General features: G+C 61.6%; 17 protein-coding genes. 9 read left to right on the forward strand and 8 right to left on the reverse strand.

Annotated features, from left to right (window positions below):
* Nucleotides 1-6: 6 nt before the first annotated feature.
* Complete coding sequence (locus tag RLW41_RS11210; protein WP_414461467.1) at nt 7-1,797, reverse strand: cation:proton antiporter; 1,791 nt, start codon at nt 1,795-1,797, stop codon at nt 7-9.
* A gap of 264 nt (nt 1,798-2,061) precedes the next feature.
* On the opposite strand from RLW41_RS11210, the gene RLW41_RS11215 reads away from it, so the two are divergent.
* On the forward strand, nt 2,062-4,386 hold the full coding sequence (locus tag RLW41_RS11215) for a transglycosylase domain-containing protein (RefSeq protein WP_414461468.1): 2,325 nt from the start codon (nt 2,062-2,064) through the stop codon (nt 4,384-4,386).
* A gap of 15 nt (nt 4,387-4,401) precedes the next feature.
* On the opposite strand, the gene RLW41_RS11220 is transcribed toward RLW41_RS11215, so the two are convergent.
* Complete coding sequence (locus RLW41_RS11220; RefSeq protein ID WP_013945666.1) at nt 4,402-5,169, reverse strand: M48 family metallopeptidase; 768 nt, start codon at nt 5,167-5,169, stop codon at nt 4,402-4,404.
* A gap of 187 nt (nt 5,170-5,356) precedes the next feature.
* Nucleotides 5,357-5,965, reverse strand: a complete 609-nt coding sequence (locus RLW41_RS11225; protein ID WP_013945667.1) for an SCO family protein — start codon at nt 5,963-5,965, stop codon at nt 5,357-5,359.
* 107 nt (nt 5,966-6,072) lie between these two features.
* Between RLW41_RS11225 and RLW41_RS11230 the strand changes: the two genes are divergently transcribed.
* From RLW41_RS11230 to RLW41_RS11240, 3 genes are all read left to right on the forward strand, one after another.
* Nucleotides 6,073-6,462, forward strand: coding sequence for an MAPEG family protein (locus tag RLW41_RS11230; RefSeq protein WP_414461469.1), 390 nt, complete (start codon nt 6,073-6,075; stop codon nt 6,460-6,462).
* Nucleotides 6,463-6,528: 66 nt separating this feature from the next.
* Nucleotides 6,529-7,929, forward strand: coding sequence for an ActS/PrrB/RegB family redox-sensitive histidine kinase (locus tag RLW41_RS11235; RefSeq protein WP_244420945.1), 1,401 nt, complete (start codon nt 6,529-6,531; stop codon nt 7,927-7,929).
* 145 nt (nt 7,930-8,074) lie between these two features.
* The gene (locus RLW41_RS11240) at nt 8,075-8,656 is read left to right on the forward strand and encodes an ActR/PrrA/RegA family redox response regulator transcription factor (RefSeq protein WP_013945670.1); all 582 of its coding nucleotides are present in this window, start codon (nt 8,075-8,077) and stop codon (nt 8,654-8,656) included.
* A 34-nt stretch (nt 8,657-8,690) separates the two neighbouring features.
* On the opposite strand, the gene RLW41_RS11245 is transcribed toward RLW41_RS11240, so the two are convergent.
* Nucleotides 8,691-9,203 (reverse strand): MmcB family DNA repair protein, encoded by a 513-nt coding sequence (locus tag RLW41_RS11245; protein ID WP_409561826.1) that lies wholly within the window; start codon nt 9,201-9,203, stop codon nt 8,691-8,693.
* 114 nt (nt 9,204-9,317) lie between these two features.
* Between RLW41_RS11245 and RLW41_RS11250 the strand changes: the two genes are divergently transcribed.
* Complete coding sequence (locus RLW41_RS11250; protein ID WP_414461470.1) at nt 9,318-11,075, forward strand: AAA family ATPase; 1,758 nt, start codon at nt 9,318-9,320, stop codon at nt 11,073-11,075.
* Nucleotides 11,072-11,929: a hypothetical protein gene (locus RLW41_RS11255; protein WP_414461471.1), complete on the forward strand. Its 858-nt coding sequence runs from the start codon at nt 11,072-11,074 to the stop codon at nt 11,927-11,929. Before RLW41_RS11250 ends, RLW41_RS11255 begins: the two co-directional genes overlap by 4 nt.
* A gap of 48 nt (nt 11,930-11,977) precedes the next feature.
* Here the strand turns inward: RLW41_RS11255 and ppk2 are convergent, their stop codons facing one another.
* Entirely contained in the window at nt 11,978-12,964 is a 987-nt protein-coding gene (gene ppk2, locus RLW41_RS11260) for a polyphosphate kinase 2 (RefSeq protein WP_409561829.1), read from the reverse strand.
* A 179-nt stretch (nt 12,965-13,143) separates the two neighbouring features.
* Nucleotides 13,144-13,704 carry a GcrA family cell cycle regulator gene (locus tag RLW41_RS11265; protein WP_409561830.1) on the reverse strand — a complete coding sequence of 187 codons (561 nt, stop codon included), beginning with the start codon at nt 13,702-13,704 and terminating at the stop codon, nt 13,144-13,146.
* 672 nt (nt 13,705-14,376) lie between these two features.
* Here RLW41_RS11265 and RLW41_RS11270 point away from each other — a divergent pair.
* From RLW41_RS11270 to RLW41_RS11280, 3 genes are read left to right on the forward strand one after another with little or no spacing between them, the layout of a single operon-like run.
* Nucleotides 14,377-15,549: an aspartate aminotransferase family protein gene (locus tag RLW41_RS11270; protein WP_414461472.1), complete on the forward strand. Its 1,173-nt coding sequence runs from the start codon at nt 14,377-14,379 to the stop codon at nt 15,547-15,549.
* Nucleotides 15,549-16,523, forward strand: a complete 975-nt coding sequence (gene argF, locus RLW41_RS11275) for an ornithine carbamoyltransferase (protein WP_409561832.1) — start codon at nt 15,549-15,551, stop codon at nt 16,521-16,523. Before RLW41_RS11270 ends, argF begins: the two co-directional genes overlap by 1 nt.
* 15 nt (nt 16,524-16,538) lie before the next feature.
* Nucleotides 16,539-17,498, forward strand: a complete 960-nt coding sequence (locus RLW41_RS11280) for an Hsp33 family molecular chaperone HslO (protein ID WP_414461473.1) — start codon at nt 16,539-16,541, stop codon at nt 17,496-17,498.
* Nucleotides 17,499-17,528: 30 nt separating this feature from the next.
* Here the strand turns inward: RLW41_RS11280 and RLW41_RS11285 are convergent, their stop codons facing one another.
* Both RLW41_RS11285 and argE read right to left on the reverse strand, forming a co-directional pair.
* Entirely contained in the window at nt 17,529-18,098 is a 570-nt protein-coding gene (locus RLW41_RS11285) for a histidine kinase (protein ID WP_409561834.1), read from the reverse strand.
* Nucleotides 18,099-18,322: 224 nt separating this feature from the next.
* Nucleotides 18,323-19,492, reverse strand: coding sequence for an acetylornithine deacetylase (gene argE / locus RLW41_RS11290; RefSeq protein ID WP_414461474.1), 1,170 nt, complete (start codon nt 19,490-19,492; stop codon nt 18,323-18,325).
* Nucleotides 19,493-19,502 lie beyond the last annotated feature (10 nt).

A 19,502-nucleotide genomic window follows, 5' to 3' on the forward strand; every position in this document is an offset into this window, starting at 1 on the left:
ATGCGGCTAGACCCTTTTGCGGCCGGGAAGGGCGTGGGTCTCGGTGCCTGCTTTCTTGGCGGCGCCTTGAAGCTCGGCACGGAACTCGTCGCGTTTTTCATGGATCGATGCGATGACGAGTCCGGTCGGAATGCCGAGGCCGACGAGCGCCGATTCCGATAGCTGAAGACTTGCTTCGATTGTCTCGGGCACGGCGTCGTTGACGCCAATCTCGTAGAGGTGGCGAGCGTGGTTTGCGTCCTTGGCGCGCGAGACGATGAGCAGGTTCGGGTGGCGCGTCCGCAGCGCCTTCACGATGGCGTCGATCTCAGACTGTGTGTGGATGGTGATAATCGCGGCCTTGGCGGTGTCGAGACCGCAATGTTCGAGAAATTCGACGTTGCGGACGTCGCCAAAATAGACCGGCTTGCCTTCGCGCCGGGCGTTGGCGACGAGGCCCGGCGCGCGGTCGACGGCGATATAGCGAATTTTATGCTCAGCCAGCAGGTCGCCGATCAGTTGACCGACGCGGCCGTAGCCGACGACGAGCGCTTTGATGTTACCTTCGCCGGCGGGCGTCACGGTGAGCGCTGGATCGACGGTAGCAGGGGGGGCGTTGCGTTTCGCCAGCCAGCGGCCGAGCTTGGCGCAGGCCGGGATCAGCGCCATCGTCAGCGACACTGACGTTAGCAGGATGCTCGTCAATTCGCGGGTGACGAGGTGCGATTCCAACGCGAGCGTCAGGATGACGAACGCGAATTCGCCGCCGGGTGCCAGCAGTGCTGCTGTTTCGAGGGCTGCACCGCGGGCAACGCCAAAGAGGCGAGAGAGGCCGTAGATGATCACGGCTTGCAGGGTTAGTAGTCCGACTGTCGCTGCAAAAATAGCTCCGGGCGCCGCAACCATGGCTTTCAGATCGAGTTGCGAGCCGACTGAAAAGAAGAAGACGCCGAGCAGTAGCGATTTGATCGGCTCGACCGTCGTCTGCACGGCGCGGCGATATTCGGTTTCGGCTATCAGCAAACCGGCGACGAATGCGCCGAGTGCGAGAGACAAGCCTGCCGCGGCCGTGACGAATGCGGTGCTGACGGCAACGAAGAGCGTGGTGGCGATGAACAGATCTTCGTTGTGCGTCTGCGCGACGACGCGAAATAGGGGCTGAAGAACGTAGCGCCCGACGCCGACAATCGCGACGAGCGCCGCTGCAGCTTGCAAGACGGCCATCAGGATGCCGGCGAGAAGCGAGCCTTTGTTGCCTGGCTCCAATATGCTGATCAAGATCAGGATCGGAACGACAGCGAGGTCTTGGAACAACAGGATCGAGAAGCTCGTTCGGCCGACGGAGGTTGCGAGCCGCTTCTGGTTCGCCAGCATTTCGATAACGATTGCGGTCGACGACAGGCAGAGCGCGGCGCCGATGACGAGGGCGATGACCGGCGGCTGGCCCAACAGGTAGGCGACCAGTCCGATTAGGGCTGCCGAAACAACGACTTGCGATGCGCCGAGGCCAAAGACCAGACGACGCATCGTTGAAAGGCGTTCAAACGACAGCTCAAGGCCGATGATGAAGAGCAGAAAGACGACGCCCCACTCGGCAAATTTTGCGAGCCGTTCGGGGTCGGTGATCGTCAGCCAGTCGAGATGCGGAATGTAGGGCGTCAGCGCGCCGAGGCCGCCGGGACTGAGGAACGCGCCTGAGAGGAGGAAAGCGAGAACGGTACTGACGCCATAGCGATGCAATAGCGGCACGACGACACCAGCCGTGCCCAAAACCAGAAGCGCATCTTTGTAGTTCGCCAGATTTCCCGCAGCCGACATCACCTCTCCTTAACAGTTGGTAAGAGTATGACGGCCCGGAACGCCGCGCGCCACTGGGCATTTCGCTCGCTCGTCCGTGTGCGGAAATTTTGCGTGCCTACAACTTGGCAGTCCGTTCGGATGTTTCGGCACTGAGCGCTCGCAACCCGCGAACTTAACGCGGCTTTAGCCAACCCTATGTAACAGTTTCGCAGACGATCTGCGTCGGACTGGGGCCACCGACGCAGCGCAGGGGAGGGGGCTCCGCCTTCGAAGGAATTGACGGTGTTGCGTGCCATCGCAGCAGCTTTGGGTTTTGTGTTGTGGCTGGTCCGCAGGATTCTGTTCGGACCGCGGCGCAAGCCCGCTGCTTCGCCCGAGCCGACGCTCCCGGCTTCGTTTCAATCCGTTGCGACGCGGGCGTTCGGTGCGCGCGGGGACGACAAGCCTGTTCAGGCTGTGCAATCGGCTTTGCAGCCGAAACAGAAACGCGCGCGTCGGCTGACGCTGAGATATCGCGTTGCAATCGGCGGCGCGGTTCTGGGCACCGGTCTGTTAATGCTGACTTTTGCGTTCATGATGGTCTATTACACCGTTGTTTTTCCGGACCCGCTGGCGCTGCGCGCCTCCGGCCATGCACCGCTCATCCGGATCCTGGCGCGCGACGGAACGGTGCTCGCCGTGCGTGGTGCGCCGCATGAATACATTCCGCTCGAAAAAATGGCCAAAGCGTTGCCTGCGGCAGTCGTTGCAACAGAAGACCGGCGCTTTTTCGATCATTACGGCGTCGATCCGGCTGGCATGCTGCGGGCGATGTTTGCGAACCTGCGCGCCGGGCGGTTCGCGCAAGGCGGTTCGACGCTGACGCAGCAGCTCGCGAAGAATTTGTTTCTGACGCAAGACCGAACGCTGTCACGCAAGATCGCCGAGCTTGGCCTGGCGCTGTGGCTCGAGGTTCGTTTGACGAAGCCGGAGATTTTGGAACTCTACCTAAACCAAGTCTATTTCGGCAGCGGCGCATATGGCGTGGAAGCGGCAAGCGAGCGGTATTTCAATAAACCTGCGAGCGAACTGACGATCCCGGAAGCTGCGATGATTGCCGGGCTTCTGAAGGCGCCTTCGAAATATTCGCCGTCGGCGAGCCCTGGCGCTGCCCGCGCGCGGGCGCGCGTCGTCATTGCCAAGATGTTTGATGCCGGCTTCATCTCCGAAGCGCAGGAGACGCAGGCGCTGGCGCAGACACTGGTGTTCAACGAACAGAAGATCGAGCAGACGGCGGCAGACGCGGGCTATGTCGTCGATTGGGTTCTCGATCAGTTGCCCGCTGCGGTCAGCGAGGACGAGCAGGCCGATCTCATCGTCGAGACGACCGTCGATAAAGAGCTACAGCGGCGCGCGCAAGAGATCGTCGCGGATACGCTGGCACGGAAAGGCGAGGCCTACGGTGCGAGCCAAGCGGCGATGACGCTGCTCGACGGCAGCGGCGGTGTGCGCGTGATGGTCGGTGGCCGCGATTATGCCGGCAGCCAGTTCAATCGCGTCATCAGAGGCAAGCGACAGCCGGGGTCGGCGTTCAAGCCGTTCATCTATCTCGCCGCGTTGAATAAGGGCATGTCGCCCGACACGATCATCAATGATGCGCCGATCACGATCGGCGGGTGGTCGCCGAAGAACGACGATGGGAAATACGCAGGGCCGGTTCCGATCCGACGCGCGATTGCGCAGTCGATCAACACCGTTGCGGTGCGCCTCAATCAGGCGATCGGGCGCGGCACGGCCGTTGATCTGGCGCAGCGGCTCGGCATTAAATCGGAGCTGCATGATGGTCCGTCACTCGCGCTCGGGACGTCGGAAGTGACGCTGCTTGAAATGGCGGGTGCTTACGCGGCGTTCTCGAATGGTGGATACGCAGTCATGCCGCACGTCATCACGCGGATCACGACGAGCCGCGGCCGTGTGCTCTACGAATACAAGCCGCCGCAGAACGCGCGCATCCCAGAAGCCGACCGGATCGGCGCGCTGAACGACATCCTGAATGCGGCCGTCGATTACGGCACCGGACGGCGCGCCGCGCTTCCCGATCGGCCTGCGGCGGGCAAGACCGGTACGACGCAGGATTTCCGCGATGCCTGGTTCATGGGATACACGGCACAGTTTGCGGCAGGCGTCTGGGTTGGCAATGATAACGGCAAGTCGATGAACCGCGCGACGGGCGGCAGTCTGCCAGCCGAGATCTGGCGGCAAGTGATGCGAGTTGCCGACGAAGGCTTGCCGCCGCTATTGTTACCCGGAACCGTTGTCGCGAACCCCCAGGTCGAGGCGGCGACATGGGGCGGCCTTGCGAACCGGCTGCCGCGTGTGGTCGAAGCGCCGGAAATTCTGCCATGGCAGCGTCGTCCGGGTGCCCTGCTACAGCAGCCCTATTCGGCGACTTCGGTATCGCTCGCAGCGTCGAATGCATCGCATCCGGCCAACAGCATCGGCGAAGACTTCATCGAGAAAGCTCTGGCGTCATCGCAGGCGAATAGCAGCAGTCACGCCGCGCAAGTCGCAGCGCCGGACTCGGCGACGCCGCAAAGCGGCACCTTCCCATTCAGCAATTGGTGGTAACGCCGGGATGCCCTGTCAGTGTCCGCGACAGTGGGCAGGGCCGTAGCGGTGAAGATCGGGACCGAGCACCTGCAACCATTGCTTGGCGCTTTCGAAATCCGGACAAATCTTTTTGACGAGCGCCCAGAAGCGCGGGCCGTGATTCATCTCGATGAGATGGGCCACCTCGTGCGCGGCGACGTAATCGAGCACGAATGGAGGCGCGAGTATCAGGCGCCACGAGAACGACAACGCGCCAGTCGTCGAGCAGGAACCCCAGCGGCTCGTCTGATCGCGGATCGCAATGCGCTTGGCCTGGAGCGATAGCGGACGCGTGTGTTTTTCGACGCTCGCTGCGAGATCGCGTTTGGCTTCCTCGAAAAGCCAGCGCGTCAAACGGTTGGGCGCCAAGTCTTCGTCGCCAGGAACGACGATCGATGGATGCGCGCCACGCTTGTCGATGGCGATGATGCGTGAGCGCTTTTGGCCTGAGAAGGTAATCGTGTGCGGAACGCCGCGCAGCGGCATGGCGGCGGCGTGCTCGAACGGCACATGGTTCGGCAAGCTGTCGAGGCGGGCGCGAACCCAATCGATGTGGCGATTGAGGAAGGTGCCCGCTTCGTCGAGATCGCATTGCAGCGGCAGCGTGACGATCACGGCGCGGCGCGTGCGACTTACGCGGAGCGTAAGACGCCGGGCGCCGGGATGACGACGCACTTCCAACTGCGCACCGATGTCTTCGAGGCGGACGGATCGTGTTTTGGAACTCAAGTCGATGGCGCGCCGTCCGTTCATGATCCTCATGCGCTCTGCCCCCTAAAGCCGACGCGCATCCAAGTGATGCAACGAAGTGCCGATCGCGAATGGTCGATCAATACAGCACGATGATGACCTATCAAGGTTCTCGTCGTCGCTCCAGATGCAATGTCACAGGGATGTTCCAGCATGTGAAAGTGTGGCCCGCGGGTCTCAGGAACGAATCGCCGCTTGCTCACTGCGGAAGTGCCCTGTCCAACGAAGCAACGAGCTGATCGACATCGTTCGTATGCGGGATCGGCGCGAGCAGTTTTCCATCTTTCCCCATCAAATAAAAGATCGCGGAGTGATCGATGGTGTAGCTCTTGGGATCCTTTTCATCGGCGACTTTCTGATAATAGACGCGATAAGCCTTCGCAGTCGCTGCGATTTCGCTTTCTGTCCCGGTGAGACCAACAAGACGCGGACTGAACGCCTTAACGTATGTCGCCATCTTCTCGGGCGTATCCTGAGCAGGGTCCAGTGTGATGAAGATCGGCACGATGTCGTCGGCGCGCTTGCCGAGCTTGTCGAGTGCGGCGGACATCACTTGCAGGCCTGCAGGGCAGATGTCCGGGCAGTTTGTGTAACCGAAGAACACCAGCATGTAGCGGCCGAGGTAGTCCTTGTCGGTTACGCGCTTGCCGGTGTTGTCGATCAAGCTGAACGGTCCGCCGACGGAGGGGCGCCCGGAGACGGTCGACTGACCTTCTATCGTCGAACTCGGACTTCTGAGTGCAATAAATCCGAGCGCCGTGCCGGTCAGCAAGCCGGCAAAGGCGAGAGCTATCGTCGTGCGATTCATAATCTTGATGTCTCCAACTCGCATTGGCTAGAAATGTTGTCGGGCGCCGAAGTCGCCGCATCGATGGAGCGGCCCTTCGCTCGGAATCCGCAAGCAAAGGTCTCGACATGCCCGTTGCGATTACAGCCCTCTACTCCGGCATCCTGGCTCTCATTATCGTTGCAATGGGGATCAACGTTACGGTGCATCGTTTCCGATATGGCGTGATGCTCGGTGACGGTGGACAGAACGTGTTGAAGCGCATGGTCCGCATACACGGCAACACCGTCGAAAACATTCCCCTCTGTGCGCTGCTCATGGCTCTCTATGAACTCAACGGCGGCGACAAGATAGTGCTGCATGCGGCAGGCATCGCTCTCATCGCGGGTCGGATACTTTTCGCGGGACCTTTATGGTTTCACGATGGGCCAAGCCCCATCCGGGCGAGTGGGGTAACCCTGACATGGGCTACAACCGCGCTTCTAGCAATGCTAAATATTCTGCAGTTGCGTTCATAGCGCGAGCGCATACGTGACGACCGTGCGACGTGAAGTCACGACATTCAACATTGGATCATTGCGTTTATGAGCACGTCAATGGATGGCCCTCCGGCGGGGCAGCTTCTGAAAGGCATCGTCAACGAGCGCGAGAGTCAATTGCGGCTCGTCACCAGCGTTCGCCTGAGATGGGTGGCGGTGCTTGGGCAGCTCGGCGCGATCTCCGCCGTGACACTGCTTTACGGTTTTCCTTTGAATATCGGCAGTTGTCTCGTGCTGATTGCGGCGTCGGCATGGCTCAACGTGTTCCTGTCCATTCGCTATCCGGCGCGCCATCGTTTGACGACACATTTCGCCTTTGCGCTGCTCGTTTACGATGTGTTGCAGCTCGCAGGGCTTTTGTATCTGACGGGCGGGATCCAGAATCCCTTCGCGGTTTTGCTGGTTGCGCCGATCACGGTCGCATCGGCGACGCTGCCGCCACGTTACACGCTTTTTCTCGGCGCGATGGTGATCGCCGCCGGAACGCTGCTCATCAGCCATCACTATCCGTTGCCGTGGTACCAGGGCATGCGGTTCGATCTGCCACGAGATTATAAGGTCGGTGCGTTGATCGCGCTGATCTCGACGATGGGCTTCATGGCCTTTTTCACGTGGCGATTGAACAAGGAATCGCGACAGATGTCGGCGGCGCTTGCCGCAACCGACATGGTTCTCGCGAGCGAACAGCGCCTGCACGCGCTCGATGGCCTGGCGGCTGCGGCGGCCCACGAGCTGGGTACGCCGCTGTCGACGATCGTTCTGGTTTCGAAGGAGCTCGAATACGAGCTCGGCAAGGACAGCCCATATCGCGAAGATCTTCAGCTCTTGCACAGCCAGGCGCGGCGGTGCCGTGAAATTCTGCAGAAGCTAACGCGCAAGCCCGACGAGCAGGATCCGATGCATGCGAGCCTGACCGTTGTCGAGCTTCTCGAAGAAGCTTCGGCGGCGCATCGGTCCGCGGGCAAGCGCATCATCATCTCGGCCAATCCGCTGCCCGGACTCGACGACGAAGTGCGGATCGAACCTGTCGCGCACCGGCGACCGGGTGTGATCTACGGTCTCGGCAACCTCATTGAGAACGCCGTGAGCTTTGCGCAGTCGGAGGTGCAACTATCGGCGCGCTGGAACGGCTCGCACGTCTACTTCACGATCACGGACGATGGTCCGGGCTTCGCGCCGGAAATGATGGACTCGATCGGCGAGCCCTACGTCACTTCTCGACGTTATGAGGATAAAGGCGAGCACGGCCATTCAGGCCTCGGGCTTGGGCTTTTCATCGCCAAGACGTTGCTGGAGCGGTCGGGGGCAACGGTGACGTTTTCGAACCTGTCGCCTCCCCGCCGGGGGGCTAACATCCAGATTTCGTGGCCAAGAACGGCGTTCGAGCTGCCGCCGGGGGCCTTCAATTGGCCGGGACGGCGTGGTATGCCTCTAAATGCGGCCTAGACTGGCAATTTGCTGCTAAAGCCCTATCTTTTATTGCCCGCGAAGTAACCTTTCGGGTTGCTTTTTGCTTGCTTAAGGGACGTTAGCCCTTTAGGCCGCATAAGAAATATGGCCTGTCATGAAAAAAGCTAACGGATAAACCGTGATGCGGGAGGCTCCCTTGGTTACCGAAGACCTGTCTTTTAAGCAGGATGAATTGCCGGCCGACCGTTCGTTGGTCATCGTCGATGACGACCGGTCCTTCTTGCAACGTCTGGCGCGCGCAATGGAGCTTCGCGGCTTCGAAGTCCGCTTTGGCCACTCGGTTGCGGAAGGCGTCGATCTGATCCGCGAGAAGGCTCCGGCTTTCGCCGTTGTCGATATGCGCCTTGAGGATGGTTCAGGCCTCGACGTCATTGCCGAACTGGCGAAGGCTCGTCCCGACTCGCGCGCTATCGTGCTGACGGGTTACGGCAACATCGCGACGGCCGTTTCGGCTGTGAAACTCGGCGCTGTCGACTATCTCGCGAAGCCTGCCGATGCTGACGACGTGACGGATGCACTTCTGGCACCGACGGACGCGAAAGCGCCGCCGCCGGAAAACCCGATGTCGGCTGATCGCGTGCGCTGGGAACACATTCAGCGCGTCTATGAGCTTTGCAATCGCAATGTCTCGGAGACGGCACGCCGGCTCAACATGCATCGCCGCACGCTGCAGCGGATTTTGGCGAAGCGCGCGCCGAAGTAAGCGCGCTGCTTTCGCAACTGCTACCTCACACGACTTATTCGATCGCGAGGCCGGGGTCGATCTGCGCCAGCAGACGCATCGACGCCGTGCGCGCGATCGCTATCGTTAACGCCTTCCGCCGCGCGGCCGTAAGTGGATGCGATGGCGGCGGACGCACCAAATCTCCAGCATAGGCGTCGGCGAGAATAAGCCCAGTATCGGGCGGTAGGATCTCCGATGGGAAATCGGGCGCCACCGCAAAGAGCAGCGCATCGCAGTACTCACGGTACTCCGGCCATTTCTGATCGGCGCGGAAGTCGGCAATGCTCGACTTGATCTCTACGATCCAAATCTCGCCGTTGCGTCCGATAGCGAGAACGTCGGCGCGACGGCCGTTGCCGAGTGTGATCTCGTGCAAACTTTCGAAGTTGAGCGTGCGCAGCAGACGCTGCGTCCCGCGCAGGATTGCACGTGCCCGCTCGTAGTTGCGAACGACCTCGGTAGCCGCGCTGTCCGTATTCGGGACAGGCTGAAAAGGATTCGTTGAGGAAGAGGAACCGTCGGTCATGGTCCCGCCATTATGACCGTGCGACTGTTGCAGACAAGCTGGCAGCGGGGGCGGCCTCTTGGTCGTCCAAAACGTCGTTCGAGGGGCTAGGGTCCCAGGGGGGAGAGCGTGCGAATGGTCTTCTGGCGCAACAGATCGGAGAAGAAGGCCGAGGCGCCGGTCATAGTCGAAGCGGAAACGCCGCCACCGATCACTACCGTCAAGCCGGCAGCAGCGGAGCAGCCCGCGGCGGAGGCCGCGGTGGATACAGTTGATATCATCGAGGCCGAAGCATCAACCAATGTGGTGACGCTCGTGACCAGTCGGCTTGCTGATCGCCTCGCGGATGTTGCGCCCACCGGCGAGCGCGGCGCGGGAAAGGAACAGCGCTCCGTCTCAGAGAGGCCTGCGCGCGATCTGGCGCAGATCAAGCCGGTCGAGCAGACGCATTTCTTCGGACAGAAGCGAGCCATCGGCAAAATTCGCGCGGCGCTCGGCGCCGGTCGCGGCGAACATCTTCTCATCCTGGGCGAGCCGGGCACCGGCCGATTGGAACTTGCGGAAGAGCTCGGCACCGAAGTGGACCGTGCGCCTGCCGCCGACTGGATCTTCGTGGTGGATCCCAACGCGCCGTCGCGAGCTAAAGGATTCGAGTTGCCGCCGGGCGAAGGCGCGCGGTTCCGGCGCGATACGAGAATTACGCTGGACAAAGCGTGCGCAGCGTTTGGACGTTATCTAAAAAGCGAAGAGCACCGCATCAGTCTCGATCTGCTCGAAGAGGACATGCGCTATCGCAGCGAGCGCGCGGTCGAATCCATTCGTCGCCGAGCTGAAGCGCAGAACATTGCGGTCGTGAAATCTCTCGATGGTTACGTGCTGGCGCCGATGCATGAAGGGCGCGTTGTGCGCTCGGATGTTTTTCGGGCGCTGCCGGAAGCTTTGAAACGCAACGTCGAAGCGAAGATCACGGTGCTCGAAGACGAGTTGCAGTCGATTGTTGCAACGTTGCCTGACGCCGAATTTGAGGCCAGCGAGAAGCATGACGGGCTCATTCGTCAAGCGGCGCTCAGGACATTGCGTCCGGGCTTGGCTGCCGTTCGGCGCGCTTATGCCGACGGGCTTTCCATCGGTGCGGCGCTCGATGCCATCGAAGAGGCGTTTCTTTCGGCGGCTACGCGCCATGCAGGAACCGAGACTTTCGCGCCGGTCATTTTCCTCGATTCCGAGGACGTGCAACTCGTCGATCCGACAGTGCCGAGTAAAGTCGTCATTGCGCGGCTGGCGTCGGCAACCGATCTGCTCGGCGAAGTCAGCCGCGATGCGCTGGGGTTTCCTGTTCTTCTTCCCGGCCACTTGATGCGTGCTGGGTCGGGGATCGTCATCGTCGAGGCGTGGCGGCTCGCGGCCGATCCGGCAGCTTGGCTGGCGCTTAGCGCCGCAATCCGCAGCAAGCAAATTTCTCCATTCAGTGCGCCAGGCGTCGGCGTAAAGATTGATCCGATGCCGTTTGCTGCGACCGTCGTACTGGTCTCGGATGCGCAATCGTGGTCGAAGCTCGAAGCTATTGAGCCTGGCATCGCGCGATATTTTCCGCACGTCGCAAAGCTCGCAGACACGGTGCCGATGTCGGAGCTCAGCGAGGACGAGTTCGCGAAAGGCGCGGCGCGGCTGGCGGTCGATCACGGTCTTCGCCCGATCAACGCCGGTGTTGCCCCGCTCATCTATAAGGATGCTGTTCGCCGCGGCGGCGGGCGTGTGTCGCTTGCCGGCATTCAGCTTTTGCATCTGCTGCAAGAGGCGGATGCCGTTGCTGCAGATCACTCGGCATCGCAAATTCGCGTTGCCGATCTCAACGCAGCGCTCGCCCGCCGCGCCGATGGCGATACGCCGTGATCGCCCACGTCGCCGAAGCATCGGAACTGAGCGGGCGGGTCGTGCTCTGGCTCGATCCGGAAGCGGAATATCCGGCGTCTCGGCTTGAGGCTCCGGTGCGCCTCGCAGCAGCTTATGGCGCCGAGATCGAAACAGTCGTCATTGCGGATGCCAGCAGCGGCTTGACCGTGGATGTGCCGATCCGCGTTATCGCGCCTTCCGGTGCCTCAGGTCGCCGCGATTTCTCCGAGCATGATCACCACTTCGAGCTTCTGGTGACGCGGTGCCGCCGGGCGGTCGACAATGTGGGCGCGGCGCACGGCGTTCGGGTGCGGCATGCTTTGGCCAGCGGCGATGCCGTCGACCGGATTTCCGAAATGTGCGTTGAACGCGGCCCTTGGAATATCGTTGCGCTGGGGCGTATGCCTGTGTCGGGCAGCGATAACGTCATCGGGACGCTGCTTGCGAACGTCAGCGGTGCGACCGGCTTTCTGCTCTGCGGACCGCAGCGGACGAAACAGCCGCGCGTGGTCGTGATCGTCGAAGATGCCGAGCGTTTGACGTCAATGCTGCGGGCGGCCGAGCGGCTGTCGGGTCCGCGCGGGCCGGTGCATGTCGTCATCGGCGCCGATACGGCCGAGTCTTATGCCGAGATCGAAGCGCAGTCGCGGCTGATCGCGCTCGAATTCCATGTGCCTGTCGTGTTCGAAGAGGTCGGGCCGACATTCGGCGTGCCGGAAGCGCTGACGGAAGTCGTTGCGCGGCTGCGGCCGAGCCTCGTCATCGCCGTGTTCGGGGGAGCGGCTATTGCGGACGGACGCGAGCTGTCGCGTGTGTCCGTCGTCGCGCGCGCGCCGATCCTGCTGGTGCGGTAGGCGCACAGCTATCGTCCACGGCGTAAAGCCGAGGATGACAAATACACTTCAATCTGATGCCTTCTCGACTTGCGGGTGGAAGAACTCCGGGCCGGAGCCGATGATCTGCGGGTCGTGCTTGCCGATGGCATCGAGATCGCGGTCTTCGTAGTCGATGGCCAGCAGCACATGACGGATGGTTTCGAGGCGGGCGCGGCGCTGGTCGTTGGCGCGAACGACGACCCAGGGTGCAATCGCGGTGTGCGTGAAGCGGAACATCTCGACCTCGGCGCGAGTGTAATCGTCGTAGCGGTTGAGCGAGGCCATATCGACCGGCGACAGCTTCCACTGTTTCAATGGATCTTGCGCGCGGTCGTGGAAGCGCTCGATCTGCATTTCGCGGCCGATGGTGAGATAAAACTTGAAGAGCTTGATGCCGTCGCGGACGAGCAGGCCTTCGAATTCGGGCGCCTCGCGGAGGAAAACGGCGAGCTGGTCTTCGGTGCAGAAGCCCATCACGCGCTCGACGCCGGCGCGATTGTACCAGGAGCGGTCGAACAGCACGACTTCGCCCGCCGTCGGCAGATGCACGGCGTAGCGCTGGAAATAGAGTTGTCCGCGTTCGGTTTCGGTGGGCTTGGGCAGAGCGACGGTGCGCGTGTTGCGCGGGTTCATGTGCTCGTTGAATGCTTTGATGCACGAGCCTTTGCCGGAGCCGTCGCGGCCTTCGTAGAGGCACAGAATGCGATTGCCGACCTTGAGATTGTACCTTTGCAGCTTCATCAGCTCGATCTGGAGCGCAAGAAGCCGCTCTTCGTAGTCCTCGCGCTTCATGCGCTTGTCATAGGGATAGCCGCCCGAACGCATGGCGGCGTCTTCGATTTCCTTTGGAAGCTTCGGATCGGACAGCGAGAAGCCTTTCGGCAAAGGCGACGCGTGCTCCAACGGCTCGTCGATGCCGCCGTTATGCACGGAGATCGCGGTGGCGGCCTCGTCGGGCAACGGCTCGTCTTCTAGTCTTTCGCGTTTTTTGTCTTTGTGCTTGTTCTTCGCCATTTACCATCTCCGGCACATAACGATGGCGAGCCTAGCATGCCGCTTCAAGGCGGTGTCGCGTGGGACTTGCGATGGTCAATCGCTTTCTAAAATGGGAAAGCCAGCAGCCACCCCCGCGACTGCTGGCTTTCCGCTTCTTCCGCCAAGCCTGCCCCCCAGCCGGCCGGCGGGCAATCCCGTCAGGATCTCTGTTTTGGATCGGTACCAGCGATCGCAGGCGCCGGAAGGCTGACCGCAACAGGCGCTTCGATCTCGGTGCGTTCGCGGCGACGCGGAGCGACCGGCTGGAACGCGCGGCGAGCATGCACCTCGCAATAGGGCAGCGCGGGCACCTTCGGCTTGCCGCAGAAATGGAAATCGGCAGATTGAGGATCGCCGATCGGCCAGCGGCAGCTGCATTCACTCAGCGTCTGAATGGTTTTACGCTCGGCGACCGGAATCTCGATCTCCTCCGCAGGCGCCACGTAAGTTTCGGCGTCTACATAGAGGGCGCGCACGGCCGGATTGCCGACTTGTGCGAAGCGCGGTTTGTTGACGGGCCGTTTCACGTTCGCCAAGCGCGTGCGCGGGCGGTGTGATTTCATCCGCGAGGTGGTGGCGCGGCCGGAAAGGCCCAGGCGATGGACTTTGCCGATGACAGCGTTGCGCGTTACGCTGCCGAGGCGTCCGGCGATCTGGCTGGCGCTCAGTCCTTCAGACCAGAGTCTTTTTAAAAGGTCCACGCGCTCATCAGTCCACATAGCGTCGATTGCTCCCTCTCGAGCCGCATCAGCGGCGGAACACCCCCCGGTGCCCGCGGTTACCCCGGCCGAAATCGAGCCCATGCCAAGCGTGCGCAAACGAACGCGACGCGCGGCGAAGGACGACGGTCCCAAACCGGTTACAAACGCAAAAACTTGAGAAGACGCAGAACAGAAACGCGCGAGAGACGCGGGCGGCCGCCAACTGGCAGATTGCCCAAAGCGCGGTCAGAGCCGATACACAACCGATGATTTAGCGACTGGCGCCGCCATATCTCGTGGCCTGACTAGGTGAGATTACAACATGCTGAATCCCGCCTACAAGCCGGAGCTTTCACATTAGGGGTATTGACAGGGAAAAGTTGCGAGGAGGCCACAGACGATTCGCAGCAGGGGATATGTCAGATTTCCGTGCATGGCGGGGGGCGATTCAACCATAGGCATCTGGCGTTGAACTTTGGGTTCGGGATCGCGGGCGCGCGACAGAGCTTTTGTTGACAGCGAAGCCATCAGGAGGTATCAGGGGTTGTGATCGAGCCGCCGAATTTGGCGGCTTTTTGATTTTCTGCTCAGGGTTATCCACGCGCCATGGGAAGTTCCTCTGCTGCGTTGGGGAAAGCTCCCCGTAGCGCTTCAGACACAGCTGTTTCCAGCGGCCCATCGTCCGCTGTGATGGGCACATATGCTCGCCAGGACGTGATTTTCGTTCGCGGCGAAGGCTGTTGGCTGACATCCGACACCGGTGAGCGCTATCTCGATTTCGGCTCCGGCGTCGCCGTCAACGCGCTGGGGCATGCGCATCCGCAACTCGTCGCGGCGCTGAAAGCCCAGGCGGAAAAGCTCTGGCATACGTCGAATCTTTATCGCGTCGAAGGCCAGGAGACGGTTGCCGAGAAGCTGACGCGGCTGACGTTCGCCGACACGGTTTTCTTCTGCAATTCCGGGGCGGAAGCGTGCGAAGGCGCGATCAAGGTGGCGCGCCGCTATCATTATGTTTCTGGCCAGCCCGAACGGCAGCGGATCATTGCGTTCCGCGGCGCCTTCCATGGGCGGACGCTGGCGACGCTGGCTGCCGCGGGCAATGAAAAATATCTCGAAGGTTTCGGGCCGATGGTCGAGGGCTTCGACCATGTCGATCTCGGCGATATCGCGGCTGTCGAAGCGGTAATCGGGCCGGAAACCGCCGCGATCATGCTGGAGCCGATCCAGGGTGAGGGCGGCGTTCGCCCGGCGACGCCGGAATTTTTGAAAGCCGTTCGCGAGCTTTGCGACAAGCATGGTCTGCTGCTCGTGCTGGACGAAGTCCAGACCGGCATGGGCCGTACTGGCAAACTCTTCGCACACGAATGGGCAGGCATTACGCCGGACGTGATGGCGGTTGCTAAAGGCTTCGGCGGTGGCTTTCCGGTCGGCGCGGTGCTGGCGACGGCGGAAGCAGCAAAGGGCATGACGCCCGGCACACACGGTTCGACCTTCGGCGGCAATCCGCTCGGCATGGCGGTCGCCTCGACCGTCATCGACATTGTCTCCGAACCCGCTTTCCTCGAAGCCGTGCGGGATAAGACGCTGCGGCTGAAACAGGGTCTTGAAGGGCTCAAGGATCAGCACGCCGATCTTATCGAAGAGGTGCGTGGCGCCGGCCTGCTCATGGGGCTGAAGCTCAAGTCGCACGTCACGCCGCCGCAAGTGGTGAAAGCCGCCAACGCTGAAAAACTGCTGCTCGTCGGCGCGGGCGACAACTGCGTGCGCGTGCTGCCGCCTCTCATCGCGACCGATCAGGATATTTCCGATGGGTTGCTCGCTCTTTCCCGCGCGCTCGGCCGCGTGGCTGGTGAAACGTCCTGATGTCCGGCTTGGTAGAAGAGCTGGAGAAAGCTCCCGAATTCATGACCTCCAAACAGTCTCCTCGGCACTTCCTCGATATCTCAGATCTCGACGGCAAGACGCTGCGTAAGATCATCGACGCAGCGCACGCGATGAAGAAAGCGGGCAAGCGCGTTCCGAAGGAGCTGCGGCCGAAGGGCATCGAGGATCTCGTGCTGGCGATGATCTTCGAGAAGCCATCGACGCGGACCCGCGTTTCGTTCGATGTCGCTATGCGTCAGCTCGGCGGTGGCGGACTGGTTCTCAATCACACCGATTTGCAGCTTGGGCGCGGGGAGTCGGTCGCCGACACGGCGCGGGTGTTGTCGCGGTATGTCGACGGCATCATGATCCGCGCCAACGCGCACGCGACGCTGGCGGAGCTTGCGAAATATGCGACGATCCCGGTCATCAATGGTCTGACGGAAAAGAGCCATCCGTGTCAGGTGATGGCCGATATCCAGACGTTCGAGGAGCACCTGGGGCCGATCAAGGGTAAGACGGTCGCCTGGGTCGGCGATGGCAACAACGTTGCCGTGTCGTGGATGCATGCGGCGGTCCGCTTCGGCTTCAAGCTGCGGCTGGCGTGTCCGAAGGCGCTGTTCCCGGAAGATGAAGCCGTCGAGTGGGTCACACGCGAGAAGGGTGACGTCGAGATCGGGACGGACCCGGAGCGTGCTGTGAAAGGCGTCGATTGCGTCGTGACCGATACCTGGGTTTCGATGGGTCAGTCGGATGCGGCGAAGCGCAAGAAGATGCTGGCGCCCTACGCGGTCGATGAAAAGCTGATGAGCAAGGCAGCGAAGAACGCGATCTTCATGCATTGCCTGCCCGCCTATCGGGGCCATGAGGTTTCGGAAGCGGTGCTTGAGGGTCCGCAGTCGGTGATTTTCGACGAAGCCGAAAACCGTCTGCATGCTCAGAAGGCCATTCTGGCGTGGTGCTTCGGCGCCTGATGGAGGGTTCTGTCGATGCCGGTTGATGCACCGCCAGCGCCGCCTTCCATTCCGGCAGATGATGTCGTCGTCGCGTTTCGCACGCAGAATTCGAATATTCGCGGGCGTCTCGTTCGGCTCGGCGCCTCATTAGATGCGATCGTCACGCCGCACGCGATGCCTGATTTGCCGGGACGCGCGCTGTCGGAAGCGCTGGCGCTTGCGGCACTGTGCGGATCGGTGCTCCCGCAAGGCGGCAATCTCAATTTGATGATGCGCTCAGACGGGGCGGTGTCCATTCTTGTTGCGGATTACGCAGCGAGCGGAAAGCTGCGCGGCTATGCGCGGTACGATGCCGAGAAACTTAAGGCCTTCACGCAAGGTGCGACGCGATCCGATATCGCGGCGGCGTTCGGCGATGGACATCTGGCGATCACGCTCGATTCCGGGCCAGGCGAAGAGCGCTATCAGGGCGTGCTGGCGTTCGAGCACGCGCCGCTGTCGGGTACGGTCGCGGCCTACTTTCAGCAGCGCGAAAATCTGCCGACTTTCATTCGCTCGGCTGTCGCAGAGCAGTACGTCGGATCGCGACAGGAGGCACATCCTCAGTCGCGCTGGCATCGGCGGGCAGGCGGATTGATGGTGCAGAGCCTCGGCGCATCGGACGAGAGCGAGGGCCTGAGCGACGACGACTGGAAGCGCGTCGAAATGCTGGCGGCGACGGTTGAAGATCATGAGCTGCTCGACCCTGGGCTTTCTGTCGAGCGACTGTTGTTGCGGCTGTTCCACGAAGAAGCCGTGGCGGTCGAGCGGGTTATTCCGCTTTCGGCGTTCTGCCGGTGCAGCCGGGAAAAGGTCGAGAACGTGCTCTCGGCGTTCGGTGCGGCCGAGCTGTCGGACATGCTGGATGACAACGGCAAGATCGTCGTCACGTGCGAATTCTGCACGAGGCGTTACGTCTTTTCGCCGGATGAGCTGCGGGAGAGCGGGGGCTAGCTCGTTGCCCCGCCGCAATCCGCGCTGGCGTTATTGTCCCGGAAGAGCGCCGTTCGCCGCCTGACCGACTTGGCCGCCCTGTTCACGCGGGTCGCTGTTTTGCGGCTTCGTTCCAGACAGGTCGTACTCGGTCTTCGAACGGGCGCTGGCGATCTGGTTGGCGTCGAGCTTACATGTTCCAGACTTGTCCATCAGGACGAAAGCCGGGTTCGGCTTGTCAACGAATTCCTGGCGCGAAACTTTGCCGTCGCCGTTGGCGTCGAAGTATTTGAGGTCGGCCGTCACGAACATCTTGTCGACGTTCGTCAGGTTCTGCCATTCGGTGACGTCGAGAAAATCGTCGTGGTTGGCGTCGGCGCCGTTGAACAGATCCTCGGCGTAGGACTTCCACTCGTCACAGGTGACAACGCTATCGTGATTCTGGTCCCAGCTTCCGGCCGCCTGAAGATAAGCGCGGTCGACTTCGGAAATCGTGTTGCCGCTGCCGAACGGGTTGATCGAGCCGACACTCGGGAGCGAGGCCGTGGAACAGCCGCCCAGGGCGATCGCCGCTGAAATCGCGCACGCGGATGCGGTGAGCAGGTAGATGCGTTTCGACATGGGCGCGTCTCTTAAATTGCGATGCTCGGCGGCTTGGCTGATTGGTACGCCGAACAGTGGGTCGGAAGCACGGCGCTAGCGGAAAAAAGTCGTGTGTTCGCTCAACTTGTCGCATGAGCTGTCGCATGTGTGCCACACATCTTGGCGGATCGTAAGTCTTTGAAGACGCGTGTACTTTTCGGTTTATGCCTCAATTGGAGCGAAAAAGCACGGTTTGAGGGCGATCACGTCTCGGCCCAGTCGCCGAGGCGGTCGAGAAAATCCATGCATTTCGCAATCTGGCTTTCGGCAATCCACTCGTCGGCGGTGTGGGCCTGCGCGATGTCGCCCGGGCCGCAGACGACGGCGGGAGCGCCTGCCTCCTGAAAGAGACCGGCCTCGGTGCCGTAGGAGACGCCGTAGGTTTCGTTTTGTCCGGTGAGCTTCAACGCGAGCGCGACGACCTCGGATTTTCGCTCGGCGCCGAACGGGGGAACGGCATTGACGCGTTCAATACGGATGTCGGCTTCCGGTGCGATTTCGTGCATTTCGGGAAGACAGCGCTTTTCCGCGAAACGGCGCAGGCGCGTTTCGATCTCGTCCGGATCGAGGCCCGGCAGTGCGCGAATATCGAAAACGAACGTGCAACCGACCGGCACGATATTCGTTGCGGTGCCGCCGTCGATCTTGGTGACTTGGAGCGTCGAATAGGGCGGCTCAAAGCGGATGTCGATCACGCGCTGCTTCAGCTCTTGCTCCATGCGCTCGAGCTCGCCGATGAGGCGCGTGGCGTAGGTGACGGCATTGACGCCGAGATGCGCCATGCTCGAATGCGCAGCGCGGCCTTTGACGTCGACCTGCCAGCGCACCGGCCCTTTGTGCGCATCGACAACCTGCATGCTCGTCGGTTCGCCGACGATGACCATACGGGGTTTGGGAAGATCCTTGCCGAGTTCGGCGATCATCGGGCGGACGCCGATGCAACCGATTTCTTCATCGTAAGAAAATGCCAAGTGGATCGGCTTTTTGAGCCTGCGCGCCTTGTAGCTCGGAACGGCGGCAAGTGCGGAAGCGATAAAGCCCTTCATATCGGCGGAGCCGCGGCCGTAGAGCTTGCCGCCTTCGGATCGCAGCGTGAACGGATCGCTGGTCCAGGTCTGGCCATCGACCGGCACGACGTCGGTGTGGCCCGACAGTGCAACGCCGCCTTCGTCGTTTGGTCCGATGGTCGCGTAGAGCGATGATTTCTGTCCGTCGTCGCTGACGATGCGACGCGAGGCGACGCCGTGGCCTGCCAGATAATCTTCGACGAAAGCGATCAGACCGAGATTGTTCTTCGAACTCGTCGTATCGAAGGCCACGAGACGCGCGAGCAATTCGACGGGTGTGAAGCTTTTGCCTTTTGCTGCGCTCATCGGCTGATGG

The organism is Hyphomicrobium sp. DY-1 (assembly GCF_047497105.1).
Taxonomy (GTDB): Bacteria; Pseudomonadota; Alphaproteobacteria; order Rhizobiales; family Hyphomicrobiaceae; genus Hyphomicrobium_B.